The organism is Candidatus Zixiibacteriota bacterium, assembly GCA_018820315.1.
Taxonomy (GTDB): Bacteria; Zixibacteria; MSB-5A5; order JAABVY01; family JAHJOQ01; genus JAHJOQ01.
Window position 1 is genome coordinate 34,439 of sequence record JAHJOQ010000105.1, and the last position, 26,263, is coordinate 60,701.

22 protein-coding genes and 1 tRNA gene are annotated in these 26,263 nt (G+C 50.3%); 6 read left to right on the forward strand and 17 right to left on the reverse strand.

The annotated features are described in order from the left end of the window. Nucleotides 1-633: 633 nt before the first annotated feature. Together msrB and KKH67_10480 are read left to right on the forward strand one after the other, a co-directional pair. The gene (gene msrB / locus KKH67_10475) at nt 634-1,056 is read left to right on the forward strand and encodes a peptide-methionine (R)-S-oxide reductase MsrB (GenBank protein MBU1319602.1); all 423 of its coding nucleotides are present in this window, start codon (nt 634-636) and stop codon (nt 1,054-1,056) included. 49 nt (nt 1,057-1,105) lie between these two features. Then, on the forward strand, nt 1,106-1,858 hold the full coding sequence (locus KKH67_10480) for a dienelactone hydrolase family protein (protein ID MBU1319603.1): 753 nt from the start codon (nt 1,106-1,108) through the stop codon (nt 1,856-1,858). A gap of 101 nt (nt 1,859-1,959) precedes the next feature. On the opposite strand, the gene KKH67_10485 is transcribed toward KKH67_10480, so the two are convergent. The 4 genes from KKH67_10485 to KKH67_10500 form a co-directional block, all read right to left on the reverse strand. Then, nucleotides 1,960-3,318: a (Fe-S)-binding protein gene (locus KKH67_10485; GenBank protein MBU1319604.1), complete on the reverse strand. Its 1,359-nt coding sequence runs from the start codon at nt 3,316-3,318 to the stop codon at nt 1,960-1,962. 15 nt (nt 3,319-3,333) lie between these two features. Continuing rightward, nucleotides 3,334-4,032, reverse strand: coding sequence for a respiratory nitrate reductase subunit gamma (locus tag KKH67_10490; protein ID MBU1319605.1), 699 nt, complete (start codon nt 4,030-4,032; stop codon nt 3,334-3,336). Nucleotides 4,033-4,115: 83 nt separating this feature from the next. Further along, nucleotides 4,116-4,433: a TusE/DsrC/DsvC family sulfur relay protein gene (locus KKH67_10495; protein ID MBU1319606.1), complete on the reverse strand. Its 318-nt coding sequence runs from the start codon at nt 4,431-4,433 to the stop codon at nt 4,116-4,118. 349 nt (nt 4,434-4,782) lie between these two features. Then, nucleotides 4,783-5,538, reverse strand: coding sequence for a helix-turn-helix domain-containing protein (locus KKH67_10500; GenBank protein MBU1319607.1), 756 nt, complete (start codon nt 5,536-5,538; stop codon nt 4,783-4,785). Nucleotides 5,539-5,840: 302 nt separating this feature from the next. On the opposite strand from KKH67_10500, the gene KKH67_10505 reads away from it, so the two are divergent. Continuing rightward, nucleotides 5,841-6,719, forward strand: a complete 879-nt coding sequence (locus KKH67_10505) for an amidinotransferase (protein MBU1319608.1) — start codon at nt 5,841-5,843, stop codon at nt 6,717-6,719. Nucleotides 6,720-7,045: 326 nt separating this feature from the next. Beyond that, nucleotides 7,046-9,829, forward strand: coding sequence for a hypothetical protein (locus KKH67_10510; GenBank protein ID MBU1319609.1), 2,784 nt, complete (start codon nt 7,046-7,048; stop codon nt 9,827-9,829). Between the two features lie 93 nt (nt 9,830-9,922). Here KKH67_10510 and KKH67_10515 read toward each other — a convergent pair whose 3' ends face one another. Both KKH67_10515 and KKH67_10520 read right to left on the reverse strand, forming a co-directional pair. Continuing rightward, a complete protein-coding gene (locus KKH67_10515) occupies nt 9,923-10,309 on the reverse strand; it encodes a VOC family protein (protein ID MBU1319610.1) in 387 nt (128 codons plus the stop codon). A gap of 195 nt (nt 10,310-10,504) precedes the next feature. Next, nucleotides 10,505-10,948: a YtoQ family protein gene (locus KKH67_10520; GenBank protein MBU1319611.1), complete on the reverse strand. Its 444-nt coding sequence runs from the start codon at nt 10,946-10,948 to the stop codon at nt 10,505-10,507. Between the two features lie 504 nt (nt 10,949-11,452). On the opposite strand from KKH67_10520, the gene KKH67_10525 reads away from it, so the two are divergent. Continuing rightward, complete coding sequence (locus KKH67_10525; GenBank protein MBU1319612.1) at nt 11,453-14,551, forward strand: dockerin type I repeat-containing protein; 3,099 nt, start codon at nt 11,453-11,455, stop codon at nt 14,549-14,551. 150 nt (nt 14,552-14,701) lie between these two features. Here the strand turns inward: KKH67_10525 and KKH67_10530 are convergent, their stop codons facing one another. The 9 genes from KKH67_10530 to KKH67_10570 form a co-directional block, all read right to left on the reverse strand. After that, nucleotides 14,702-15,169: a superoxide dismutase, Ni gene (locus KKH67_10530; protein MBU1319613.1), complete on the reverse strand. Its 468-nt coding sequence runs from the start codon at nt 15,167-15,169 to the stop codon at nt 14,702-14,704. Between the two features lie 244 nt (nt 15,170-15,413). Further along, nucleotides 15,414-16,022, reverse strand: a complete 609-nt coding sequence (locus KKH67_10535; GenBank protein ID MBU1319614.1) for a YggN family protein — start codon at nt 16,020-16,022, stop codon at nt 15,414-15,416. Nucleotides 16,023-16,150: 128 nt separating this feature from the next. Beyond that, nucleotides 16,151-17,281 carry an ABC transporter permease gene (locus tag KKH67_10540; protein MBU1319615.1) on the reverse strand — a complete coding sequence of 377 codons (1,131 nt, stop codon included), beginning with the start codon at nt 17,279-17,281 and terminating at the stop codon, nt 16,151-16,153. After that, a complete protein-coding gene (locus KKH67_10545; protein MBU1319616.1) occupies nt 17,278-18,456 on the reverse strand; it encodes an ABC transporter permease in 1,179 nt (392 codons plus the stop codon). The genes KKH67_10540 and KKH67_10545 overlap by 4 nt, the downstream gene beginning before the upstream one ends. A 41-nt stretch (nt 18,457-18,497) precedes the next feature. After that, nucleotides 18,498-19,445, reverse strand: coding sequence for an ABC transporter ATP-binding protein (locus KKH67_10550; GenBank protein MBU1319617.1), 948 nt, complete (start codon nt 19,443-19,445; stop codon nt 18,498-18,500). A gap of 5 nt (nt 19,446-19,450) precedes the next feature. Then, nucleotides 19,451-20,782 carry a TolC family protein gene (locus KKH67_10555; protein ID MBU1319618.1) on the reverse strand — a complete coding sequence of 444 codons (1,332 nt, stop codon included), beginning with the start codon at nt 20,780-20,782 and terminating at the stop codon, nt 19,451-19,453. Nucleotides 20,783-20,795: 13 nt separating this feature from the next. Further along, nucleotides 20,796-21,716 carry an ABC transporter ATP-binding protein gene (locus tag KKH67_10560; GenBank protein MBU1319619.1) on the reverse strand — a complete coding sequence of 307 codons (921 nt, stop codon included), beginning with the start codon at nt 21,714-21,716 and terminating at the stop codon, nt 20,796-20,798. A gap of 24 nt (nt 21,717-21,740) precedes the next feature. Next, nucleotides 21,741-22,739 carry an efflux RND transporter periplasmic adaptor subunit gene (locus KKH67_10565; GenBank protein ID MBU1319620.1) on the reverse strand — a complete coding sequence of 333 codons (999 nt, stop codon included), beginning with the start codon at nt 22,737-22,739 and terminating at the stop codon, nt 21,741-21,743. Nucleotides 22,740-22,780: 41 nt separating this feature from the next. After that, nucleotides 22,781-23,407 (reverse strand): TetR/AcrR family transcriptional regulator, encoded by a 627-nt coding sequence (locus KKH67_10570; protein MBU1319621.1) that lies wholly within the window; start codon nt 23,405-23,407, stop codon nt 22,781-22,783. 291 nt (nt 23,408-23,698) lie between these two features. On the opposite strand from KKH67_10570, the gene KKH67_10575 reads away from it, so the two are divergent. Then, nucleotides 23,699-23,772: transfer RNA gene (locus KKH67_10575), tRNA-Arg, on the forward strand. An 819-nt stretch (nt 23,773-24,591) separates the two neighbouring features. On the opposite strand, the gene KKH67_10580 is transcribed toward KKH67_10575, so the two are convergent. Further along, nucleotides 24,592-25,497 (reverse strand): hypothetical protein, encoded by a 906-nt coding sequence (locus KKH67_10580; GenBank protein ID MBU1319622.1) that lies wholly within the window; start codon nt 25,495-25,497, stop codon nt 24,592-24,594. Nucleotides 25,498-25,694: 197 nt separating this feature from the next. Next, on the reverse strand, nt 25,695-26,263 hold a 569-nt coding region (locus KKH67_10585; GenBank protein ID MBU1319623.1), incomplete at its 5' end, for a hypothetical protein.

Below are 26,263 nucleotides of genomic sequence, written 5' to 3' on the forward strand. Positions count from 1 at the left end.
ATATCGAATATCCACTGTAAGTCAACGGATTTGTAAGAGTTCCCCAAAGTGAACGCTTTTTGTGATCTGCCAGCACATACTTTCGACCGCCACATCGGTATATCCGTTACTCTGAATCTCGTTTCAGTAGCGGTGATTCAGTGTCGCAATTATCAGAAACACAACTCCAGCGTGCTAAGTCATGATTGCATTGTGGCTTGCGTGGGAATGTCGAGATCTGTGGAAAACATCAGCACTCGAGCGGAGAAACAATATTCGACGATTTATGTTATATGGGCGCGTTGAAAAACCCCGGCAGTCGTCACTGCGAGCGAAGCGTGGCAGTCTTGCTGTCTCACCACGGTGTTGCTTCTCATAGAGATCGCCACGTCGCTCCGCTCCTCGCGATGACGAGGTTTGACGCGCTCTGTAGTTTTCCAACAAACCCCATAGGCCGGAGTGGCAGCAGAAAAAGCCACTTGAGAAGTTGGGAGATGTATTATGAGTAGAAGAATGTCAAACATACCGCTTTTGTCCGTCGCTGTCTTGCTTTTTGGAGTGATTGTGTTTAGTATCATGCAGAGACCGCCGGAGGCTGTCCGTGCTGATATGGCTGGAGTCGCAGCCAACACCCCTATCGAGAAGGGTGCTGATATGTCAGGGAAGGTAGTGAAGTCCGATCAGGAATGGAAGTCGATCTTGACAGCCGATCAATACAGAATAACTCGTGAGAGGGGCACCGAGCCGGCGTTTACGGGTGAGTACAACAAGCACAAGGCAGGTGGTGTATATAAGTGTGTTTGTTGTGGCGAAGAACTATTCGATTCCAAAACGAAGTACGATTCCGGTTCAGGCTGGCCCAGCTTCTGGGCGCCGGCTTCTGAGAATGACATCAGCGAAGTGGCTGACAACAGCTACGGAATGACGCGAATCGAAATTACGTGCAGCAAATGCGGAGCTCATCTTGGCCATGTTTTCGATGACGGACCTCAGCCGACCGGTCTGCGCTACTGCGTCAATTCAGCGTCACTGAAATTCGATGATCGCGAAGAACCACAAGGAGGGGAAAATGAATGAAGTGAGGACATTGTCTGTCGTGCTTTCTGCTATCGTGATGTTGCTCTGTATGTCGAGCATTCCGGCGATTGCCTCCGGAAGCATTCACAGCGAGTATGTGGAGTACCGCGCCGGTGACACCGTGCTCGAAGGGTATCTGGCTTATGACAACACACTGGAAGGCGCCCGGCCCGCGGTAATGATCGTGCACGAGTGGTGGGGACTCGGTATGCATCCGAAGCGCAGTGCGGAACGTCTCGCCAAGCTCGGATATGTCGCGTTTGCTATCGATATGTACGGCGTGGGCAAGCTCACCGATTCAGTGGCACAGGCGGCTGAATGGTCGGGTGCCTTGAAGAATGACCCTGCTCTGGCGATCAAGAGGTTTGAAGCTGCAATGGTAGCTCTAATGGCGAATGCTGTTGTTGATTCGACGAGAATCGCAGCGATCGGTTATTGTTTTGGTGGAACGATCTGCCTTGAGATGGCAAGGGCGGGTGTGGAACTCGCCGGAATCGTCAGTTTTCACGGCGGACTCGATAGCGTGCTTCCGGAGGAAAAAAGAAATATCAACGCCAAGATACTTGTTTGCACCGGAGCCGACGATCCTTATGCTCCGCCTGATCAGGTGATTGCATTCGAAGATGAAATGCGTCGGGCCGGAGCGGACTGGCAAGTCATATCTTACGGTGGTGCAGTTCATAGTTTCACGAATCGCGACGCCGACAAGCATGGAATCCCGGGCGTAGCCTACAACGAAAAGGCGGACCGGCGTTCATGGGAAGCTATGATGACATTCTTTCACGAGTTGTTTAACAAATAATCATCTGACCTCTCTCTATCCAGGACCCCGGTTATGGCGGCTGGCGGGGCGCCGCCCCGCTGAAGCCTGTATGCGGTTTCCCCCGGAATGGGTTGCGAGTATCACATCACGATCGCTTTCATCAGCATGTCATGAACGCCACCAATCGTCACATCTCGTTTATGATGTTGCATGAGTTGCAGCAATTGCCGTTTGCAGTTAGAGCAGGGTGCGGCGCAGAATTTCGCACCGGTGTCATCTATCTGCTTGAGTTTCATCTTTCCGGAAACATTCATGCGAAACTCATAGATCGAATCCATGGCTGACAGTCCGCCTCCACCACCGCAGCACCAATTGAGATGTCGATTGGGCGTCATCTCCCTGAAATCCGCGCAGCAGGCCGTCATTATTGTTCTCGGCTCTTCAACGATGCCGCAGCTTCTGCCGAAGTTGCACGGATCGTGATACGTGACCGGGTCTGGATTCGCGCTTTTGTCGAGCTTGATAGCCCCGTCTTCAATCTTACCGGCAGTATACTGCAGGATATTACCGATTTCGAATGGAAGTTGTCCCCACCATCCCGCTTTCTCCATGATGAACTTCATGATTCGATGAGCATGACCGCATTCGCCCATCATGAGAGTCTTGCACTTCAGGCGCTTAGCTTCGTCGACATAGAGTTTGTTGTCCTCTTTCATAGATTTATCGTCACCGGTGAATAGGCCGTAGTTGGCACCATCAAATGCCTTTGAACTCAGCGTCCATGATACTCCGAGTTTGTGAAACATCTTGGCCATACCCATAGTAGCTTCCGGGTTCACCAACAGATCGCCTGAAGGAGGCACAAGAAATATCTCGGCGCCTGCTTTGTCGAAAGGTATCCTCACATCTATGCCACAGTCATCCTTGATCTCTTCTTCAAGAAAGGCGACCACATCTTTGAAAGCTGTTTCGCTGGCACCATCCGTATTACCTGTTTCGAGTGAAATCGCGACCACCTTCTGCAGTTGCTCCGGCGTGTAGCCGAGAGTGTCCGCGATTGCCCGACCCTTTCTGGTAACAACTGAATTATCAATGCTCATCGGGCAGAACGTTGCACATCTCCGACACCCGGTACATTCGTAGAATGCATTGACGAATGTCTCCATATCGCCGTCAAAGTCGCTGGCTCCTACGATAGGTCCGGCTAGCTTGCCCAATAGCGTTTTGTGTTTCTTGAAAACAGAGCGAATGAGATCGGTCCGTACGGCAGGATTACGCAATTCGGTTGGATCTCCTTTATATACAGGACACTGCTCCGCGCAAGTGCCGCATCTTACACACATCTCCATGTAGAGCTTCAACACCCGTGGTCCGTTGTCTATTCCACTGATGGAGTTTACAACAGCTTCCCGCAGCGCTCCTCCGGTTACTTTATTCGATTTGACTTCGGCTGCGTGACCGGTAGCCGTTCCACTATTTACTGCATCACTTTGAGACACAACAGAGTCTCCTTTCTAAGATTTCTGAATGATGGCTTTGGTGAAGAAGATTCCTCCGAAGTGCATGACTTTGCTGAACGGAATGACCATTATGAGAATCTGTGCGAGCAGGAAGTGAACCATGAGCATGCTGGCCTGCGGCACCGCAGAGGCCGTCAGAGAGAATGTGAGCAACTGTGAGAAGTATGCCCGTGTAATCTCGAGATTGAAGTGTTCACCAAACCTCATCAGATTGCCGGTCGATAGAATGGCGACTATAAGAAGCAGAGCAAGGAAATCGGAGAGATTAGAGACTTCCCGAACACGAAGCACCGTCATTCGACGAAAAATCAGAAGCAGAGCGAAAATCGTAATGATCACGCCCGCCGTGCCACCAGAGATAGCGCTCATCTGATCCGCGTTGATACCAAGCGCGTTCCACAGCGCAGGGAAATCCGTAAACACGCGAACGTGGCCGATCACGATCAGTGCGAGAGTGGCGTGAAATATCCAGGCAAATACCCAGAGAAGCTTGTCTCCCCTGAAAAGGCCGGGGAACAGAAATGCTTCCTTGATTACATTGAAGAATGAGGATACTCCACCGCTTGGGGCGGGGAACAATGTAAGCGCTCCCGGTTGAGGGGTCTTGGTCCAGACATAGAGCCTGCTGATCATGCCTCCCGCAAACAGGACTATTGTTATGTATGGCAAAATGCCAAAAACGAAGTAATTCAAGACATCTTCCTTTCGTACTTCTTTCAGTTTCAACGCATTGCCCGGCAGTATCTTCGATTGCCGGAACCATTCAACGTCGGCGATTACAGGCAGCCATATGGTCTTGGAAGACCGGCGAGGCGATAGGCGCCTTTTGCGACTCCGCACGGGAACAAATCGCAAATGTGCTTGGAGCTGAACCCAGTGCACTTACCAATCTTCACGATTGGCGGGCCTTCACCCGTTTTGAGATAGTAGTTCTTCACGAACTCAATAATCTTCCAGTGATCATCAGTCAATGGCCCAAGATTGTTCTTGCGGGCAAGTTCCTCCGCAACATCTCGAGACCAGGACGACATTTCCCTCAGAAAGCCATCCTCATTTTCCAGCTGCTCTGAACTTGTAGAGGCGTCGCTTATCATGAGTCCTCCCATGTGTTGATACTGCGATTCGATAATTCCAAACTCTGTCGGAAATGATCAGCCTGCTACCTGTCGACAGCGCTAGGAAATCGGGGAGGAACGCAGAATGCTCAATCTTATTGACTAATTCGCATTCGGATGTATACTTAGGGCGAAGCGGGTGACTTCCGGAACATCCCGGAATGCCATTCCCGCATCGCTGGGCTTGACGGGCTGGACTTGGTCGTTCGCGCCCGTCGAGCCGGCCTATTTCCTCTCCCGAGAATTCGTAGAACTGCTCTGGCTTCTACCTCCTTCCCGAAGAATCATTCCATTCGCATCACCAGTCTATTCTCTCTCGATTCGATAGTCAGGACGCGCCATTGGCGATGAGCTTCGATAACATTGCCATCGAGAACGGCCGTTCCATGAACGCAAATACAACCTTGTCACATTTCTTTGGAAGTTCGCCACGGTTTCCCGCAAGGATCACTCTCACGAAAGGTATTCGGGGATCCTCACTAAGCAAGCTAGCAAACTGCTTGCTTCTCTGGACGCCCATCGAGCAATCGATCACAACATAATCAGGCCGGAATCCCTCCACCACCATCGAGCACCGATATTCACAGTCCGTCACTTGAAGACCAAAATCTGCTTCCTTGGCTTCCTTTTCAAGTGCTGCCTTGAGTCGATTCCTATCGGTGACAACGAGCACATTTGGGCGATGCCCATGCACCGTTCGGTAATAGTCGCAGTCCTGACACGTACCATGGCAGAAGAGTCGCGCATGGCCGATCTCTGCAGGTAGATCGCTCATTTCATAGCAGCGAAGCGTTTTTGATTTATAAACGACGCAATTCAGACAATCCTCTGGAATCTCACCGGTTTTCGAATTAAACTCCCAACAGTATTGAAACTTGGCACTGCGGTCGTCCCGATCCTGATTCTTGTCGCTTCGGAGGAACTCCAACAGAGCATCATGTGGAATCCTATGATGTCCACCCGGAGTCCGGACAGCCTGAATCTTGCCAGATCGTATCCACTTGAGGACAGTATCGGGCGTGACTGAACATATTCCTGCTGCCTGTCCCGTTGTCAGATAGTTGTTTGCAGGAAAATCTCGCATAGAGACCCTCACGCGGGTTATCGAAATTATCTATTTTATCGGTTCTATGGGTTCATGATAATGGATAGCTACACCCATGTCAAGTGGAAAATCGAGAATCATACATGGTTTTTTCGAAGTGTTCCTCTGCTGTTCTTCCTCCAACTTTCGATCATCGTTACGAATCGGTACAATGATTCTTCACCTATACTGAGAACCGGCTCATCTGTCGGTAGCCCAGCGCATTGTTTGTTATTGACAGCAGAGACACCACGAAGCACATTGCGGTATCTGATCCGAATACTCGCAGGTGGAGAGCGGCCTTGAAATATGGTTCACAATCGGAAGTGGGCAGAGTCCAGAGTATTCTGCTTAAGCATCCCAGGGACGCATTCATCGATCAGGAAAATGTCGACCGCCAGTGGAAGACATTGAATTATATTTCCCCGCCAATTTACAGGAAAGCAATCGAAGAATATGACAGATTCATCGAATTGCTGAGTCGGGATATCCCGGGAATTCACTATCTGCCGAGCGACTCGAATACAAGCCTCGATTCGATTTATGTGCATGATCCAGTCGTCATAACTACCGCCGGCGCGATTCTCTGCAACATGGGAAAAGCACAGCGCACCGGGGAATCAAAGGCTTTCGGAGAGCATCTTGGTCATATTGGAATACCGATCCTCGGGTCTATCAAGGGCGGCGGTCGATTGGAGGGAGGCGATATCGTCTGGTTTGACGAGCGCACACTCGCGATCGGCGAAGGCTACCGAACAAATGCGGAGGGCATACGCCAGTTGAAAGAGCTGACAAACGATCTGGTGGATGAATTTATCATTGTGTCTCTACCTCACTGGAACGGTCCCGACGACGTGCTGCACTTGATGTCAATGATCAGCCCGATCGACCGAGATCTTGCCGCAGTTTATTCACGATTGATGCCGGTTCGATTCAGGGAGTGGCTTCTCGCCAGAGGAATAGAACTCATAGAGGTTCCCAATTCGGAATACGATTCGATGGCGTGCAATATTCTCGCGACTGCACCCCGCAGATGTGTGATGCTTGCAGGAAATCCGATCACGAAGCGATTGCTCGAAGAAGCAGGTGTTGTCGTAAGAGAGTATGTCGGTGACGAGATATCGAAGAAGGGCGCCGGTGGACCGACTTGCCTGACAAGGCCGTTGCTGCGTAGTTCATAAGCCAATTCACAGCCCTAAGGCGTGATGGCATAGCAAAATGCTGACGCCGTCGGCCCTTGGGAATCGCCACATCGTCAATGAACATCGAAAAGAGTTGAGCGCCGGTAGCGCGTCTTTGGGCCGCTTTCGAATTACGGCACATGAAGATATCAACCAACATAGAGACAATTCCTCGAATATAGACTGGCTTCATCCTAAATAGTCCTTGACACAGAATGACAATCAATTATCTTATAACGAGTTAGAGGTTTCTCGTGACTAGTGAGGAACCTTGCTACTATACTTCATGTCTGATTAACAGTGAAGCGATTACATCCGGAGGAACAATGTTTAATCGTACAGTAGCAGTATCATTGATGATCCTGATCACCTTCCTGATCTCTGCCACCCAAGTATCTGCATCTGACCAGAACAAAGCGGAGTTTGCTTTCGAGCGACTCAGCGTGGATTATCCCGAAGTGAAGGCTTATAGCGAGGATGGTAGGATAACCAAACTGTACGGGCGTGCATTCGGTTCAGGCGCTGACGTTTTGAGTTCTGCCGACCAATTCCGCACCCGGCATTCTGCTGTGTTCGGAGCAGAGCCTTCCGATCTGGTACCGAGCAGCCTGCTCAAAGATGGCAGGCGCACCCAGCAGCTCATGTACAACCAAGAGACGGGCGAATACAAATTCACTCTTGTGTATTATTCCCAACAGAGGAATGGTATCCCGGTATTTCGATCTGATCTGAAGATCCTTGTTCGCAACGAGCCGGGGTTTCCCGTCGTTCTTGCCGGTTCCGCTCTCAGAGACCTCGGAGACTTCGTCCCGACCCAGAAATCCAGTGTGCACTACGATCTGGCTCAGAATGTTGTGCGAGTATCGCATCCCGAATTAACGGATTTCGGCGAACCGGAGACAGTGATATGGGCGGGATATGATGAGATCAACTCCGAGCCGGTTCTGTCGATCACATTCGAAGCTACAGGCAAAGATTATCAGAAATGGATGTTTGTCGCCGACGCTCAGACCGGTGAGATACTATACGAAGAGAATCTCGTCATATTTGAAGACATAGTTGGCAACGTGAGCGGCTATGCGACCGAAGGCATTGCTTCCGGCGATTGTGAAGAGGAGGTCGTTACGCCTCTTCCATATGCCCGCGTGACCAGAGGATCTTCAGAGACATACACTGATGTTAACGGTGATTTTGTGTTGCCCAATGCCGGGTCGACTCCTGTCATCGTGTCATCAACGATCTGGGGCGAGTTTTTCCAGGTGTTGAATGCTGCAGGGGAACCGTCATTACTCACATCTGCAGTCACTCCTCCGGGACCTGCTAATTTCATTCACAATCCAGCGAACGGAGAATTCACGAGAGCTGAAGTAAACGGCTACTATCATGCGAATGTTGTGCGGGACATGGTGCTGTCTTTCAATCCGGAGTTCCCGACTCTTTCAGAACAGACCGGCTTTCCCGTCCATGTAAATCGCAGTGATGGATACTGTCCCGACAACGCCTGGTACAACGGCTCTTCGATAAACTTCTGCAAAGGAGAATCCGGGTATCCAAACACAGCCTATTCGACGGTCGTACATCATGAATATGGGCATCACGTGGTCGCAGAGTCCGGCAACGGGCAGGATCAGTACGGAGAAGGCTATGGCGATGTGATGGGTGTTTTGATTACCGACGATTCCGGGCTTGCGTACGGCTTCTACGGTTCAGGATACTGCAATTACCCGCTCAGAAACGCGGACAACTCTTTTCAGTATCCGTGCAACGGCGAAGGGCATTACTGCGGCAATCTCATTTCAGGTTGTGTCTGGAGCACACGCAATGAACTTCTTGCGAGCTATCCTGAGACATATCGCGACATTCTGGGAAGTCTCGCGATCAATTCAATGCTGCTGCACTCCGGAAACAGGATAACTCCACAGATTACGATAGACTGGTTGACTCTGGATGATGATGATCCGATAATTGCTAATGGCACTCCACACTATCCTGAAATTTGCGCCGGATTCGGAGCACACAATATGGATTGCCCTGCTCTGTCCCCTGTCTGGTTCGAGTATCCTGACGGATATCCTGCAATCGCTGCACCTGAACAGGAAACAGTATTCAGAGTGATAGTGCATGCCGGGACTGTTGAACCGGTTGCCGGTTCCGGAACACTGTACTACTCAATCGACGGTGCTCCTTATCAGGGTGAGCCAATGGGCATTCTTGGCGCTAATGAATATGAAGCTATCCTTCCCGGTGCTCTCTGTGAAAGCAACATAGACTGGTACGTCAGTTCAGAGGCTGAAGGAGCGGGAGTTACATACGACCCAATAGATGCGCCGGTGAGTGTGTATTCGGAGACGGTGCCTCCCGAAGCGACTGTGTACTTGTCTGATGACTTTGAGTTCGACAATAGCTGGACCGAGAGTGGTACAGCCATTTCCGGTGGCTGGGAGCGCGGAGTCCCATCAGGCGGCGGTTCCTATGGCGATCCCACCAGTGACTACGATGGTTCCGGCAGCTGCTACCTCACGCAGAACGATGCTGGCGAGTCCGATGTTGACAATGGCTCTACAGAACTCATGTCACCGGCTTTACAGCTTGCGGGATTTGACGCATCCATCAGTTATGCTTACTGGTATTCAAATGACCAGGGGGGAGCTCCCTCAACAGACTACATGTCAGTTGATGTTTCGAGTGATGACGGGGCGAGTTGGAAGACGGTGAGGATCATCGGTCCTGTCGTGAACGCATCGGGTGGGTGGTTCACTGATGAATTCATCGTAAGTGATCATGTAGCACCGACTGATGTGGTAAGGTTGAGATTCGTCGCGTCCGACATGGGTGATGACTCCAATATCGAGGCTGCAATCGATGCCGTGATGGTGATTGCTCTTGAATGCATTAACTATATGTGCGGTGATCCTGATGCAAGCGGCGATGTCGACATAGATGATATTGTATACTTGATAGCATACATATTCTCGGGCGGATCTGCGCCGAACCCCATCGCTTCAGGCGATGTTGACTGCACAGGCAGCCCCGACATCGATGATGCCGTCTACCTGGTACACTTCGTCTTTTCGGGCGGACCGGCACCATGCGCTCAATGCAGCAATTGATCAGAAACAACTGTGACTATGCGCTAACAGATATTAAACAGAAGAAATCGCCGGGGATGCTCCCCGGCGATTTTATGTGCGGCAATTCGTATGTTATCTGGAAGCGAGGGTGATCAATGATACAGTCGCCCCGGCCGGATCGTTAATCACTGCGAATCTTCCGATATTCGGGATGTCGGTTGGTGGTACACATACCTTCCCTCCAAGCGATTCGACTTTGGCAGCGACACCATCGACATCAACAACGGTGATATATCCCATCCAATGCGAGGGGGCGTCGCCCCACTCTTCAGTCATCTGAAGCATTCCTGCTACTGACTTGCCGTCTACCTGAAATTCCGTGTACTTCATGTCATCAAATTCAGACTCTTTCGTATCCCAGCCCAGCAACTGAGTGAAGAAGCTCTTGCTGGCTTTAGCGTCTTTGGTTGTCAATTCGTTCCAGCAGAATGTGCCAGCTTTCGGCATTCCGTTACTCATGATGATCTCCTAACTGAAAGTATGAGTGTTTAGACATTCTTCTGTCTCAGAAAATCAGTGTCCTTAACCAGCCTCGCGATTCTCCGTCCAGCGGTCTAATGTCGACCGTATTAGTCCATTACGATCTGAATGTCTGATATGTTTCCATCCAACGACATAAATGTGGGAAGGTGTGTAGCGGGGGTACAAGCTTCTCTATTGCACTATATATTTCAGGATTTCAATCAATTGTTCCTCCGTCTCTGCAACTGCGCACGCGGCTGTGTCGACCTCTTTCAGTGCATGATTGTATTCCGGAGGATGTTGGACGATCAGCGGTTTGTTCAGTGCGGCTGCGAAACCTGCGATAAATGCAGAATTCCACTGCTTGTACTTGTCGCCAAAGCGTACTATGACAATATCTGAGTCCTTAATCAGAGTCCTCGTGCGAATGGCGTTGATACCGGCACCCTTGACATCTTTCCAGTAATCGGTTTCTTCCTGACCGAGAATATCGACTCCGCAGCTATCGCTGGCAGCATGGTCGGGTACTGGTGAGAAGAACGATATCGGCAGATTTGCTGCTGTGCATGCCTTACTGATACTGTCCCGCCAGTCGCTATGTATTTCCCCCGAGAGGTAGACTTTCCATTGTTTCATTCTTTGATCTCCATTGAGCAGTCCAACATGACAACCATCCAATTAACTCCGCCGGATCAGGGAATTTGGTGTAATAATCGCCCGAAGATAGTCCTTGACTAATTTCTGGCTGGCATTATACTACTAATATCGGTCAGCTTAGTCAAGCTGAGGACTTGTACTTATCGAAGATTAGCCGTGTTTCAATAGCGCCTGATGGGGAGAAATCTCACTTGGTGTATACTGTTGTCTTCAGCAGTAGTTTGCGAGGCACGGGATAGTGTGCTCTGTCTCTGGCAGTTGTAATATTGTTTTTTAAGGACTCCCGGCAGCTTGGGTTGCGTGTTGTCTGCGAATGACAACACGATAACCATCCTGTGTGCGGAAGGAGGTGACTTATCGGCATCAATCTCGAGGATTGGAGATTTCGCTGAGAGTGGCGACGGCAAGAGTATCAGGTGGCAGTGCGTGCTCGCGTCTGCCCGGGCGAAATGCAACTGGCAACCATCATTAGAGGAGTAGGAAATGCGGAAGAAATTACTTATCGCAACGATTCTTGCGGCTTTCTTTCTGACACTGTCCGCTGGATCGGTTCTTGCGAAGCAGTCGGCGAAAGATGCGAGCAGTCGACAATTCATCCACAAGAATCTGACCGGGGCTGAGGACCTGGATTTGATATCGACAGGCCCGGCGATACCGTACTTCGGGACCACTCAGTCACCCGGACACGACATGGGCATCACGGTCTACGACTACCAGCACAACGGTACGATGGGTCGCCAAGCGGCTCATCAGCCATTCACACAATACGTTCACTTCACTTGGATGAGACGGGAGACCGAGACCGGGGATCGCTATCTTCGGTATAATGCTTGGAATCTCACAGCCGGTGCGTTCGCCCACGGGTTTGGACTCACCGGTGGAAAGCAGTTCGGCGATCTAAATGGCGGATACACAACGTGTGACGTGACTGCTTCCGGAAGTGTCGTAGTGTCTGGTCACTGGGGACAATCGGAGGATAGTTATGGCGTGCATGCTGACGTTGACGGCTTTCCATCCGGTGGATTGTTCACTTTTGGACCGGCGGCACCGCCGCCTCCTACCTGTGAGAACTGGAATACCGGAGGCAATGAAGCAAATAACCAGTATGTATGGCCTGTCGTAGCCTGGCAGGATTCTGCCGGATTGGACATAGTACATGCGGTCGCCGTCGAATTCGCAGCAGAGCTTATTTCGACAATGGTATATTATCGTAGTGTTGGAGGAAGCGATTTTAATTGGCCGGATTGCGGGACTGCCATCGATTCCATCTATGATACTGCTCCTGTTGTGCGTGTGAATCATGCCAATCCGGGTGAGCTCGCGATTGTCTGGGCGAAGCCGGCATACTATGCCAATGATCCGAATGATCCATGCGGCCAGTTGCAGTGGCAGAATGACATAGCGTATATGAAGTCGTTCGACTATGGCAACACGTGGGGATCGATTGTCAATGTCACGGACTACACGCAGGGCGGAACCGTATCGCCGGATAAGCTCGCAAACGGTATGGCATACACTGACTTGTCTGCTATGTATGCCACGGACGGGAAACTGCACATTGTATGGAATACTGCATTGCATGATCTGACCGGAAGTACTCCTTGCGAGCCCGAAGACCAGCAGTCAAGACTCTGGCACTGGGATGACGGTCCGAGCGGCTGTATTTCCATCGTTTATGATGCTGCGAGACCGAGCAATGGCATTAACCCCGGAGCTTTCAACCTCTCGGCAACCAAGATGAATATCTCCGAGTGTCTTGACACTTTATTGGATGTCAGCCGGATGTACGTCTCTTTCACTCGGTTTGGTGCTCTCACTGACGCCACAGGTGACACATGTATTGATAACTCGGATGGTTACTTCTCCAACGGTGAAATCTTCCTCGCTGGTTCCGCGGACGGTGGTGTTACCTGGGGTGAGGCTCAAAACCTGACCAACACGCCAACACCTGACTGTACTGCCGGCAACTGTGAGAGCGATCACTGGTCATCAATGGCTATGTACAGTGTCGACTCGGTTCATATCCAGTATATAAATGACAAAGATGCCGGAGGTCAAGTACAGGGCGAGGGAGAGCCAACGCAGAGTCCGGTCATGTATCTCAGTGTGCCTTGCTTCACGCCGGCGACCTTCTGCAATATCGGATATACACCTACGTCTATCGGCTATCCGACATGGATAGCTCCGAATGATGGCTCGACTGGATGTACGGGTGATATCACGGTAACATTTGATCTGGAACTGACTAACACGGGTAACGAGCCTACGAGCTACACTGTCACATCTAACGCTACCTGGCTGACACCGGCCAGTGCAGCCGGGTCACTTCCCGCCGGTTGTGGTAACAGCGAATCCGTGCAATTCACTTTCGGACCGATTGTCGACGAAGGGGTATATCACACGACTATGGATGTTGAAGCGTGCGGTGGCGCCATATCTGGGGTTATCAATGTTGATCTGTATGTGTTCTGTGACTTCTTCGTCCCGGAGAATGAATTGCTCTCCACTGCATGCTGGTCCGTTGGAGTATGGAATGTACCACGTGCGGGACTCTCGACCCGTTCAGAAAAGGGCAATATGTGGTGGTTCGAAGACAGCAGCACATTCATGTATGATGAGGGTGTAGTGGTTACTTATGCAAACGACACCACCAATACGTCTTTCTCCATGTTTGACGGTTCTGACTCCAAAGTTGAGTTCCGCGCTTTGGGTCTTCTGGTTACTGCCGATTCCGGCTCGTATGAATATGCACAGGGATCGTTCTGCACGCAGGACACGGCGATCATCGGAACGATTCAGTTCTATGTTCCAAAGCATCCGGATACCTGCGTGATTGTAGAGCGAGTCGAGATATGCAACAACACTGCCGCATCTATGACCCTACACGTCGGTGAGGGTATCGACTGGGATATCCCGGATGGCGCGGGAGGATCAGAGAACCAGTGCTCCAAGGACGATATGAGGCAGGAAGTGTATCAGTTTGGTCCGTCTGACGCAGATCCCGAAGTCAACTACTATGCCACTGTGGGCATTTGCGGAGGCATAGCGGGTGCAATAGTTCTTCAGAACGACGAATGGGTGTACAGCAATGCAGGCTATCATCCGGCTGAGATCGGAGGTCTGCTCGCCTCGCTCAGTTCATTCACTGCCGACAATCCCGACACAGCTCAGGACTTGAATTCATTCTATGCGATCAAGCAGAATGTCACTCTTGCTCCCGGCGCATGCTACAAGTTCTGTAAGGTCAAGGCCGGTTCGAAGACCGGGGTAGTTGATCTGCAGGCATTGATCGACAAAGGCAAGGAGTGGATTGCGGCCAATGGGCTGAATTGTCCCGGCTGCGGAAGCGTCGACTGCGTGCCGGGTGATGCTGATGGCAGCGGTGCGGTCGACATCGATGACGTTGTATATGAGATTGCATATATCTTCACCGGAGGTCCGGCACCCGTTACGGCGGTCTGTTGCGGTGATGCGGACGGCAGCGGTGGACTCGACATCGATGACGTTGTGTACTTGATTGCCTACATATTTACAGGAGGACCTGAGCCTGATCCGAATGCCTGTGCCAACTGGCCGGGATGATATCAGGTTAGATTTCTCAACAGAGTCTCTTTAGGGAGCGGCTATGTGCCGCTCCCTTTATATGGGGGTAAGTGCGGATTGCGTTCACTGTTCAGAGGCTGCAGATCTTGAATCTGGCGTGATAGGGTGTTTGTCGGACGCTTAGGCTGCCTACTCATGAAAATATAACTTGCGTGACTTCGAGACCAGCTCGCCCAGTTTTACTGTGTTGGCCTTATCCGTTGTCTGCTTGCACTTCATAGCATAGACAAGCATCTCATGCATCAACTTCAATTGTGTGATGTACTCTTCATAAGCTGCTCCTGAATCAGGCGAAACCGGCTTGAATCGCTGCGTCAGGAAATATTGACTTACGACTTCCTGAAACTTATCTGCGTGTTCTTCCTTGTTTGTGACCCACCGCACGATCTGATTGTAGTTCTTATCTCTTTCGGCTGAGAGCGCGGTGATCTGGTCCATCGATTTCTCGATGGTTGTGGTATACTCGGAAAGCATACCGTAGCGCATGGCGTCGTCATAGATTCCACACGGAATCTCGCAGTGCGACCATGCCTGATTAGAGAGAACGATCGTTGCAGCGAGCGCCAAGATGATTCCGAGTACTAACTTTGCTTTCATCACGCCTTCCTTTCTGAAGTTTAGGTTCGAACTAACCGCTATAACCACATGATAGTGTATACGGTTCTCACAAATGTCGATGCATCTGCCCTGGTCACCGTGTCACAGTCGAACTAATATGACGTATGCAGCCGAAGTTAGTTGGCCCAATGAAGAAGGCCAGGCTCATCTGGAGCCTGACCTTGTCAGATAGGATTCTGTCGGGAGGGGCGTAACCTCTGCAACGATTCAAGTCTTATCTATTTCAAGTGCCGTCATTATTGTCATCCCAGGCATCTTCCCAGTCGGCAAGCTCAGGAATTTCATAGACCATTTCATCAAACACATCCTCAAGGTCTGCCGCCAAGTCTTCGATCACTTCCGCTCGTTCTTCAAGCTCGTCAGCCCTCTCCTGGAGTTCTTCTGTCTGATCATCCAGTTCAGCTTCGAGGTCTTCGAACTCGTATTCGGTGAAAATTGCTTTGAGAACACCGCCGACCGCTTTCAGACCGATCCCGGCTCCGATGAGTCCTATCTTCGCGCCTTCAAGTCCGATCTCTTTAGCCTTTTCGACTAATTCCATTGAAGTGGTGTAGCATTCCGCGACGAGCTTCTCCTGTTCAGGAGTGGTTTCGATGAGTTCACCGTCGACGTACAGTTTGTAGTCCTCTGTGATTTCGATCCGGCTTTTGTGGCGGCCCCGCTGAGTCATAATGATGCTGCCGTCCTCAATGTCAAAATCGATGTCTCCTGTTGACCACAGGGTGCCACTCGACCCGTGAGAGCGACTGTATGTGTAACTCTCGACTTCGGATGCATTCGCACGCGGCAATATGAGAAGAGCTAACAGAAATACAGTTATGACAGACTTCATGATTTCCCTCCACGTTTCATTTGCAGGTCCTGACTATATGACGGGAAATGGGGGAGGAAGGTTGCAGGAAAAAGCAGATACGTGGACTGATCAGGATCCCATTAGGCAGTCGATTTCCGCCTGGACTATCACCCCAACTTCTTCTGGAATCGGGCGACACTGAGTGCGAGGATTGCTAGCCCGAACAGGAACATTATCAGTGCCTCATCCCACAGTTCTGCGATTCCGATCCCCTTCAGGAATATCCCCCTTACGATAGTAAAGAAGTATCTCAGCGGCAGAAGATACGTGTACCACTGAATGATCTTCGGCATATTTTCTATTGGGAATACAAACCCGGAAAGGAATATCATGGGTTGCATCACGAAAAAGACCGAAGTCATCATCGCTTGCTGCTGAGTCGAAGAGACTGTCGATATAAACAATCCGAGTCCGAGTGTGGTCATCAGGAATACTGTGCATAGAAATACAAGCAGAAATATGCTTCCCGCCACCGGAATATCGAACCAGAAAGTCGATACAAACAGGATCAGTACTACGTCTATAATCCCGATTATCGCGAAGGGGGTGAGTTTGCCGATAATGAGTTGTATCGGTCTGATAGGCGTAACCACAAGCTGCTCCATCGTGCCGACTTCCTTCTCTTTGACTATCGCAAGCGAAGTCAGCAGCATCGTCATGACCATCAGCAGAAGCCCGAGTATTCCCGGCACCATGAAGTTCTTGCTCCTGAGTTCGGGATTGTACCAAACACGGATTCTCGCATCGACACCAGCATTGGTAATCCCGGATGTGCCGCTTCTCGCCGCACGTTTTACGGCGATTCTCTTCGAATAATCAGCAACGATTCCGGAAGCGTATGCGAGCCCGACTGTCGTCAGATTAGCGTCAGATCCGTCAGCAATCAACTGCAGTGAAGCTTGCCGACCTGCTTTGAGATCGTCTCCGAAACCGATGGGAACTACGACAGCTAACGAAGCATTCCCTCGATCAATATCTCGATCGATGTCTCTGATATCATCGACATAATCCGTAGCGGTGAAAAACCCTGAATGCGTGAACTTGTCTACCAACTCGCGACTTGCATGAGACCTGTCGAGATCGCAGATCACTGTCGGTATGTCATTGACATCGAGATTCGCCGCATAACCTAGAATTATAACTTGAAAGATAGGAGCCACGAAAATGATAGGCAACATTCGCTTGTCGCGCTTCAGCTGCAGGAACTCTTTGCGGATTAGATGCAGTATCGTATTCATGTCAGGTCTTTTCCGCGTTTCTTAGGTTGTTTCAGGATCTTCGATCTAAGCAGTGTGCCTCTCATTCTCAGAGAGCTCAATCCAATAGTCAACAGCGCAAAAGCGAGCAGATATAGCAGCTGATCCCAGAAGGCGGTAATTCCCACTCCTTTGAGCACAATTGCCCGCAGAGCCACCATGAAAAACCTGGCAGGCACGATATAGGTAACCGCCTGGACCACGATCGGCATATTTCTGATCGGGAAGACGAATCCCGAAAGCAGGAAAGTCGGAAGCATAGTAGCCATGACCGCTATCTGGAAGGCCACCTGCTGAGAATCCGAAATTGAAGAAATCAACAGTCCGAGTCCCAAACATGCTGTCAGATAGATGAGAGTCACAAGTAGCAGCAGGGCATAGCTACCCTTAACTGTAACATCGAACAGGACTTGACCGACGATCAGGATTGCGACAGTCGCTACCAACGAGATTACGATATAGGGAATCGTTTTTCCGAGGATCAACTCGATCGGATTGAGGGGTGAGACGGTGAGCTGCTCCATGGTTCCCCGTTCTTTCTCCCGCACTATCGAGAGTGACGTCGATACGACCGCTGTAACCATAAGGATGAATCCGATAAGTCCGGGAATAAGAAATTTCGCGCTTTTCAGCTCTGGGTTGAACCAGATTCTCGGCCTGTAGTCAATTGGAGCAGCCACACCGGATCGACCAACTCGCATCAGCGAATGCGTGATGATCTTGTTCGAATAGCTCTGCACTATTGCTGTCGCATAGCCGACAGCTGTTGAAGCAGAGGTCGGATTCGTGCCGTCAACGAGCACTTGCACGGAAGATGTCCTGCCCGCAAGAATGCTTTCGGAAAAGCCTATCGGAACGACGATAGCAACCAACGCATCACCGTTGTCGAGCAACTCATCCAACTCACGTGGGTCGTTGACAGAGTAGTTCAGGGTGAAGTATTCGGAGTGCAGGAAGCTCTCGATGAACTCGCGGCTGCTGGAGGTTTTGTCCTCGTCGCATACTGCGAGCGAAATGTCGCGCACATCGAAATTCAGAGCATAACCGAACATAACGAGCATAAATGCCGGAATGAAGAGGAGAATTCCGAGAGTACGCCTGTCTCTCGATATTTGCCGAAGTTCTTTCTTTATGACAGGCTTCAATCGATTTGTCATCTCAGATACTCCGGATCACCTTTGTCAATCGCGTTATGTCGTTACGACTTGGCTTGCTCATTGAGTGGCTTCTCTTGTACCAGGTGAATGAAAACATCTTCCAGTGAAGGCACTATCGGTTCAATTCTCTTGAGAGAGACGGATCTCTCTGCCAGCAAACCCCTGGCCCGGTTCTCAATCTCCTGATCAGCCGTACTGATATGTATGAGGTTCCCGAACATTGAAGTCTCCGTGATAGCATCATCTCGTTTCAGAATCTCCAGAGCGAGCAGCACATTGTCACATTCGATTTCATAGAGTGAATCAGAGATGTATTTGGATTTAAGCTCGCTCGGACTGCCCGATGCCACAATCCTTCCTGCATGAATGAGCACTATATTGTTACAGTATTCAGCTTCTTCGAGATAGTGCGTAGTCACAAATACTGTCGAGCCAAGTTCTGAGACTGTGTTGATCAGATCCCAAAAGTCTCTTCGGGAGATCGGGTCGACACCGCTCGTTGGCTCATCCAGGAACACGATCTGTGGTTCGTGAATGACTGCGCAGCCGAGTGCGAGCCGTTGTTTCCAGCCACCCGGCAGGGATTTGGTCATGTTGTCCTCCATACCTTTGAGCCCTGCCATTTGAACGACCCATTTCATTCTCTCGATGAACCGGCGGCTCTTGAGCCCATAGGTTCCGCCGAAGAACGTGATATTCTCCCTGACAGTCAGATCGTCATAAAGAGAGAACCGCTGCGACATGTAACCAATGTTCGCTTTTATCTGCTCCGGTTGTGTGTTGATGTCGAACCCAGCGACTGTTGCAGTGCCTGAAGTAGAACTGAGAAGCCCACACAACATTCTTATCGTTGTCGATTTCCCGGCACCATTCGCTCCGAGGAATCCGAATATTTCTCCTTTGCGAACTTTGAAGTCGATACCATCCACAGCGACAAACCGTCCGAACTGTTTTTTCAACTTGCTGACTTCTATTGCCAGTGTATTCATCAGTATCAGTCCCCTACAGCCGAGCGCAGTCTTGCTTGTGCCAGTTGACGATCCACGATCGCGTGCGTGTAGCTTGTCCGGGCATTAAACAGTGCAACTTCGGTATCGAGAAGGTCTGTTGTGGAAGCTACTCCCGCATCAAACTTGCTTCTAGTGATACGAAGACTTTCATCAGCCTGGGCAACTCCATCAGACGCTACTTTGACGGCCTCGTTGGCTTTGAGCAGGCTGAGATAATCTGCCGTGATTTCGAATTCGACAGCATCCTTTAGTTGTGCCATTGCGTCTTTGGCCATATTTAGCTGCGCCTTAGCTTGACTTGCCTGATGATATGTCCGTCCCCAATTCCAGATATCATATGATACTGCCACTCCGACGCTCCACGAATCGTCCCATTGGTCTCTTGTGGGAAGGATTCTGGGGTTCGGCTTAGAATAATTGTAGTTTCCGCTAAGCATCACCTGCGGATAGAATCCCGATCTGGCCATCGTGACCGCTGCTTCACCTGCTCTGATTCGATGCCGCAATGCCTGCAATTCCGGTCTTGCTGTAAGTCCGACTCGCTTCAGTGAGTCAAGGTTGCCAGCTTCTCCGTCAGTGCCAATTGCCTCCGATGCCAGCACGACTTCAGTCGACAGGGGAAGCCCAATTGTCGAGTTGAGTCCGATCTGAGCTAGCCTCACTGAATTCTCCGTCTCCAACAACATGAGGCGGCTCTGAGACAATTGTGTCTGCACCTTCAGTAATTCATTCCTGGTCAGAAGCCCCTTATCGAGAAAGTTCTGGGTGTCCCTTAGATGAGCTTCGACGAGTGTGACATTCTCTGCAGCAGCCTTCCTAAGTTCAATTGCCTTGTACAGGTTCCAGTAGGCAACTCGAATATCAAACGAGAGGTCGCTACTATCGGCTGTGTAATCGAATTCGGTGGCGTCGGCGCTCCGTTCAGCCGCTCTGAGCCCGCTGCTCAGGCGGAAACCTGTAAAAAGCGGCTGAGTGACATATAAATCCAGACTGTGGGAGCTGGTCACTGTCGGAGAGAGAGTGAACTGACCATCGAAAATCGGATTAGGGGGCAACGTGACAATGAAAGGCGGAACCTCGCTAAGCTTGGCATAGCTCGCGCGCGCAGACACTGTCGGCAATTGGTACGATCTTGCCTCAGCAGACTTACTCTTCGCACTCTGCACTTCCATCATCGATGAATGGAGTTTGTGGCTATTCTCGATACCGATATCGACACATTCATCTACTGTGAGAGTCATTGCCTGCCCAGCTAATGTGACCCCGGGCCGAGTTATTAACAGCAAGAGAGCCAGGATATATAGAATCTTCCTCATGAATCACCTCACCTCAGCCATATCTAACCATTGATATAAAAACATTCTCCAGCGATGGCGCTATTCTCCGTATGCTTTCGATGGGAATACCGCCGGTTGCCAGCAATTGTCTGATCTTCTCTTCACTGTTCCCAGAATCCTCGACTACTAAGTGAAGTCTATCGCCAAATGCCTGAATTTCGGAGATACCCTGCGCCATCTTGAGAAGATTGTATGTTTTTCTGATTTCGGGGGATACCAATTCAAGCATGCTTCCTTTCATGAGCGTCTTCAATTTGCTCGGCGAATCGCAAACCATGATCCTGCCCTCATTCATCAGCGCAACCCGAGTGCATCGCTCTGCTTCGTCGAGGTACGGAGTAGTCAGGAAAACCGTGATGCCCTGTTTGAGCAGATCAGCCAGAATCATCCAGAAATCGCGGCGTGAAACGGGATCGACACCGACAGTCGGCTCATCAAGAAATATTAGCTTTGGCGTGTGGATCAGAGTGCATGCGAGTGCCAGTTTCTGTCTCATTCCTCCGGAAAGCCGCTCCGCAAGCCTGTCTCTGAATGGAGTCAGGCGCGTGAACCGGAGTAATTGATTTCTACGCTCAGAGTAGCTGTTTACATTATGAATCTCCGCAAAGAACTCGATATTTTCATCAACAGTCAGATCTCCGTAGAGGCTGAATTTCTGGGACAGGTATCCGATTTCCTGTTTGATGCCCACAATATCTTCAGCCAGACTGTGACCGAGAACGTTTGCATCCCCGGAATCGGGACTGATGGCGCCGCACAGCATTCGGATTGTCGTCGTCTTACCCGCCCCGTCAGGTCCGACCAGACCGAACATTTCACCGGCATCGACTGACAGAGAGAGTCTGTCTACTGCCTGGGTCGATCCAAATCGCTTCGACAATTCTGTTATTTCAACTGCTATTTCCGTCTTCAAATCTCCTGCGAATCAGAGTGACCATCATTCTGTATCGATAGTTGCGTCTGCCGGCATTCCCGGCTTCAGGATGCCATCGGGGTTCGGGATTTTGACCTTCACTCCGAAGACGAGCTTCACTCTCTCATCCTCGGTTTGAATATTCTTGGGAGTGAACTCGGCAATCGGTGATATGTACACGACACGTCCGTCAAATTCCCTGCCCGGATAAGTATCGATTCCGACAGTGGCAGTCTGACCCAGCTTGACCATGCCAAGCTCAATCTCACTCACATAGATCATCAAGTTGACAGTGTCGAGTTTGGATACTGTTACGACGATAGAACCCATTCCGGCGAGTTCTCCTGCCTCGACGGGTCGATCGGTCACGATGCCCTTGGAAGGGGAGACAATATTGCAATCAGCGAGCGCTTTCGAGAGAAGGTCGCGCGCTGCCTGCGTCTGACGGAGCCGCGCTTCTGCGGATTGAATCTCTTCCGGCCGGGCGATAGTTCGTACTTTCTGCAAAGCCTGTTCGGCGGAGCGAAATTGAGCCAGCGCGACCGTGTACCGTGCCGCAGCATCGTCCCTCTGCTTCTTTGTTACGCTCTGCGTGCTGTATAGCTCCTCCATCCTGTCGGCATCATCTTTGGCGACTTTCAGACCAGTCTCCGCCTGCGTCAGAGCTTCTTCGGTGTACCTCACATCTTCCGACCGAGCTCCTTTGATCATTAAGCGATACTGTGCATCAGCCAGATCGACAGCAGCATCAGCCTGCCGGAGCTGCAATGCGTACGCTGTCGTGTCGATCAATGCGATTGTATCACCATGACCGATGTGATCTCCTTCGCTCGTATAGAGCTTGAGGATTTCCCCGGCTGCTTTCGATGAGACATTGATCTCTGTTGCCTCAATTGTGCCGGATGCAGTGATGATACCGTCGCCCGAATTGCCTGCGCACGAATGTAGAGTGAGAGCAATCACAAGATACAGCACCGCACATCCCAGCCAACCGGTCAGCCATCGATATTTTCTAACACTCATAGATAATTCTCCTCCCTGCGTGTCCTTTTTCTCCAGTCGAATCAAGTCTGATATTGTGCTCTCGATTTATCAGATAATATCCCTATCAGAAAAGTGTTCATTACTCCCTCAAAAACTTCATGTGTCGAGTAGGGAAGTTGGGAAACAACTTCCGGGTTTACAACGCCGTCAATCAGTTGCGTGAATATTACCATCAGCAGATTGATATCCATGTCTTTTCTGAGCAAGCCGGTTTCAATACCTGATTGGAAGAGTGCGCTGAATTGGCTCAGGATCTTTGTCCGCCTGAATTTGAGTATCTTTGTGTAGGTTTCGGGTGAGCTGCGCTGAACATCCCTGACAAATGGGCTATGAAACCTGGAAAGAGTCTTCACCATCAGAGATACAGACATCTTGAGTTTCTCGACAAAGTCTGTCTCATCGTCGTGCAGGATGCCTCGAAGTTGAAATGCGGTGTCCGCAAGGAGATCAAAGACCGCCTGGTGCAGGAGTTCATCTTTGCTTGAGAAGTGTCTGTATAGAGTCTTTTTGCTGATGCCAAGATCTGTGGCAATTTCATCGGTTGTGATCGCGCTGAAACCGAATCGGAAGAACTTCTCTCTGGAAGCTTCAATTATACGCGTGCGCATCTGGATGTTAGCGGCGTCTCTCTTGGATGTAGTACTCATAATACTATAATGGTATACTTAGTATTCATACTCAAGACAACATGTCGAGGGCTTAATTAGTGCCATTATATACATCATGAGATCACCTCATATTGGAAACTGATATGGTAGCTATCGTTTCCAGAATACGAATATGTAGAGTTTTGTCAAGATAAATCTACTGTCGATTAGGATTTGCATTCGATTGAGACTTCTGCAATTTGTCGATGCAGGGCGTGGGAGATGGCGGGCAAATTTATATTGCAATTGCGGTTCGGCGGGGTTATTATTGCGTGTTCGAATGACAGATGTGCCCCCGTAGCTCATCCGGATAGAGCATCTGCCTTCTAAGCAGAGGGTAGCAGGTTCGAGTCCTGCCGGGGGTACCTTTTGAACCCCAGTTCAAAACCCGGATTCGAGATCAATCCATCGGTTCACACAGCCATTCACATCGCGCCCGCCTAACCTTTTGACTCGTTGTGAGTTAACGGAGTGCTGGCACTACGAACAGTTGTACCTTGTGACCGATCCTTTTGAGCGGTCAATAATACTGGGCCGGAAAGAGGCAATTTCATCGACATGATCTCGGATTCGGTGACATAGATCATGCTTTCAGAAAGCTCTTACAACTAGGCACAGGACGTTCCGTTCGGGTTCAGTATGCTGACCTATCACCTTAGCTTCGCATTCATAGTTCTCCGGGGTGGAGTTTAGAACATTCTTTATACTGACAGGCGTCAGTCAACTGTAGTTTAGACAGCAAGTCAGACCGGATCGCTTCGAATCTCAGCCGATTTGAGTTTCGCCGCTATATTGATAATGATGGCCACAGCATTGTCACAAACGAAAGGCCTGCCGAGAATGTAAGTCAGCAGAAAGTGATGAGGCCATAACACGAACTTCTGAGATGATAACCTGCAACCTCCGAACCGAACTACTCGATGAATCTCTACAGCCCGTAAGATCCGGTATTATTCTCCTCAGGCTATACCAGTAGCAGCAATATCTTAGTCACGTGTAGGGCATGAGACTTGGGAGTACAGGCAGCTAGGCAACGACTACTCGACCGTTGTGTGAGAAGTGCATTTACGCATGCTCAGACTTCTGAAGCATCGATATCGCGTAAAGGAAAGAAAGTTACAGAAATGACTCCCTCCTTCAGCTTATACTATCGAGAGATGTATCGGCACGCCTCATCACCTGTTTCATAATATAGTCACTTCTACTCTAGTAGTGAAGCTTTTGCCATCGTCATTGATCCCCTCCCATTCCTGGTTGACAGTGTTCGGTCTGCTCTGGCCAGTCTGGTGCAAGTCGTTATCAAGTATGACGGGTGCAGGGCCCCCAATGACAGCCGACCAATCGATATCGATACACTTTTCGCAATTCGATCCGGCGTACCAATACTTAAAACTGCCGTGAGCACTCCCTGATGAATCAAAAAACCAGCACATTTCTATTCCTGACTCATAAGGCTTCGTACATGGCGAAGTGAAGCAGGTTTCATAGCCAACTCCCCTGAGGTCTAACGGCGAACCCCAGGAAACCGTTAAAGTAATCGAAATCCCGCATGAGGCAGACACACCCTCTATTCTGAACGAATCGAGCCCGCATGGCTCAGTTTGAGACAGCCAGTGCGTTACCAGTTTGCCTTGCGATGTATTTCCTCCCCACTGCCCAGCGCTGGGGCACGACCATGCGGGGACGGTCACCTCTGCCGAATCAGATTTCGATGGATACTCACAACTGATCGCCTTCACAATTAGCAAGGGATCTGATGGTATCCAGGCTGGAGCAGTGTACAACCCAGTGGGATTGATCGTCCCCACACTTGCATCGCCATTGGGTATCCCATTGATGGTCCAGTCCACACCTGATGCTGCGACGGGTGCTAGTGTTCCTCCAATTGATTGTGAGGCTTCGCAAACCGATGCGGCGAATTGGACTGTCGAGTCCGGAAGAACGCTCGCCGAGCCAGGGGATAGTGTCACTTCACCGTGCTGGCAACCAGGCGGTGGGGGCGGGTCATCTTTGCGGCATGATGACATACACATACACATAATCATGAGCAGCTGGATGATGCCTGCAGGACGTTTGATCGGACTCTTCATGGTCGACCTCCTTCGAGATTGTTTAGCGGCTTAACTTCCTCAGTCATTCTATTCGTAACAGTGAATTCCTGTTGACTCTTCAAGTTAGTCGTGCAGCTGCAGTTTGCTTGGATGTTTCGGACTCTGATCTCAAAGTTAATAGATAATCTGCATTTCGCAAGTGAATCATGAGCGACTACCTTGTCGTAAAGTCTGCATCATCTACCGGATGGCAAATATACTCGTAGCCCTATTTCCCCACCGAAACCGCCAATGCCGAGTTCAAGGTCAAGACTTGGGTCATCCACTGGTCCTGGAGCCTCGGCAACTGTAAGCAGATCGCTACCTGTGTATCTGGTCAATGAGTAATGTGCTGTGGTCACCAGAGAAATCGTTGGTGAAATCTGGATCTCCGTTCCGGCTCCGAAGAAAAGACCAATCGCGTTGTCGGATCCTTCCGCGGTCCATGTTGCCGCATCCGAGAACGGGTAATACGGGTCTTTGTAATCGACTGTGATCGTGTTGGTCAGTTCGGCTCTCATCCGTACCAGCTCAACTCCGCCCATCAGGAAGAAATGTCCGTTCGCAGGGTCATATTGGGCCCAGATGTGCAGAGTGTTTTGTGAGAACACCATCCTCGACTTGGAGCCATAATAGAAATTGTCCAAATACTCAGATTTCAGTCGCTGTGTCTGGCTGCCCTTCTTCTCTGAGTGAAGGCTATATGAAGCCACAAATGCGAGCTTTGGCGATACCCTGTAGCCCGCCAGAGGAGTGAAGCCCTGCA

Coding starts and splice junctions, on each gene's coding strand:
- msrB (MBU1319602.1), top strand. CDS start 634: ATGTCAGGGAAGGTAGTGAAGTCCGATCAGGAATGGAAGTCGATCTTG.
- KKH67_10480 (MBU1319603.1), top strand. CDS start 1,106: ATGTCGAGCATTCCGGCGATTGCCTCCGGAAGCATTCACAGCGAGTAT.
- KKH67_10495 (MBU1319606.1), bottom strand. CDS start 4,433: ATGATAAGCGACGCCTCTACAAGTTCAGAGCAGCTGGAAAATGAGGAT.
- KKH67_10500 (MBU1319607.1), bottom strand. CDS start 5,538: ATGCGAGATTTTCCTGCAAACAACTATCTGACAACGGGACAGGCAGCA.
- KKH67_10510 (MBU1319609.1), top strand. CDS start 7,046: ATGTTTAATCGTACAGTAGCAGTATCATTGATGATCCTGATCACCTTC.
- KKH67_10515 (MBU1319610.1), bottom strand. CDS start 10,309: ATGAGTAACGGAATGCCGAAAGCTGGCACATTCTGCTGGAACGAATTG.
- KKH67_10520 (MBU1319611.1), bottom strand. CDS start 10,948: ATGAAACAATGGAAAGTCTACCTCTCGGGGGAAATACATAGCGACTGG.
- KKH67_10525 (MBU1319612.1), top strand. CDS start 11,453: ATGCGGAAGAAATTACTTATCGCAACGATTCTTGCGGCTTTCTTTCTG.
- KKH67_10530 (MBU1319613.1), bottom strand. CDS start 15,169: ATGAAAGCAAAGTTAGTACTCGGAATCATCTTGGCGCTCGCTGCAACG.
- KKH67_10535 (MBU1319614.1), bottom strand. CDS start 16,022: ATGAAGTCTGTCATAACTGTATTTCTGTTAGCTCTTCTCATATTGCCG.
- KKH67_10540 (MBU1319615.1), bottom strand. CDS start 17,281: ATGAATACGATACTGCATCTAATCCGCAAAGAGTTCCTGCAGCTGAAG.
- KKH67_10545 (MBU1319616.1), bottom strand. CDS start 18,456: ATGACAAATCGATTGAAGCCTGTCATAAAGAAAGAACTTCGGCAAATA.
- KKH67_10550 (MBU1319617.1), bottom strand. CDS start 19,445: ATGAATACACTGGCAATAGAAGTCAGCAAGTTGAAAAAACAGTTCGGA.
- KKH67_10555 (MBU1319618.1), bottom strand. CDS start 20,782: ATGAGGAAGATTCTATATATCCTGGCTCTCTTGCTGTTAATAACTCGG.
- KKH67_10565 (MBU1319620.1), bottom strand. CDS start 22,739: ATGAGTGTTAGAAAATATCGATGGCTGACCGGTTGGCTGGGATGTGCG.
- KKH67_10570 (MBU1319621.1), bottom strand. CDS start 23,407: ATGAGTACTACATCCAAGAGAGACGCCGCTAACATCCAGATGCGCACG.
- KKH67_10580 (MBU1319622.1), bottom strand. CDS start 25,497: ATGAAGAGTCCGATCAAACGTCCTGCAGGCATCATCCAGCTGCTCATG.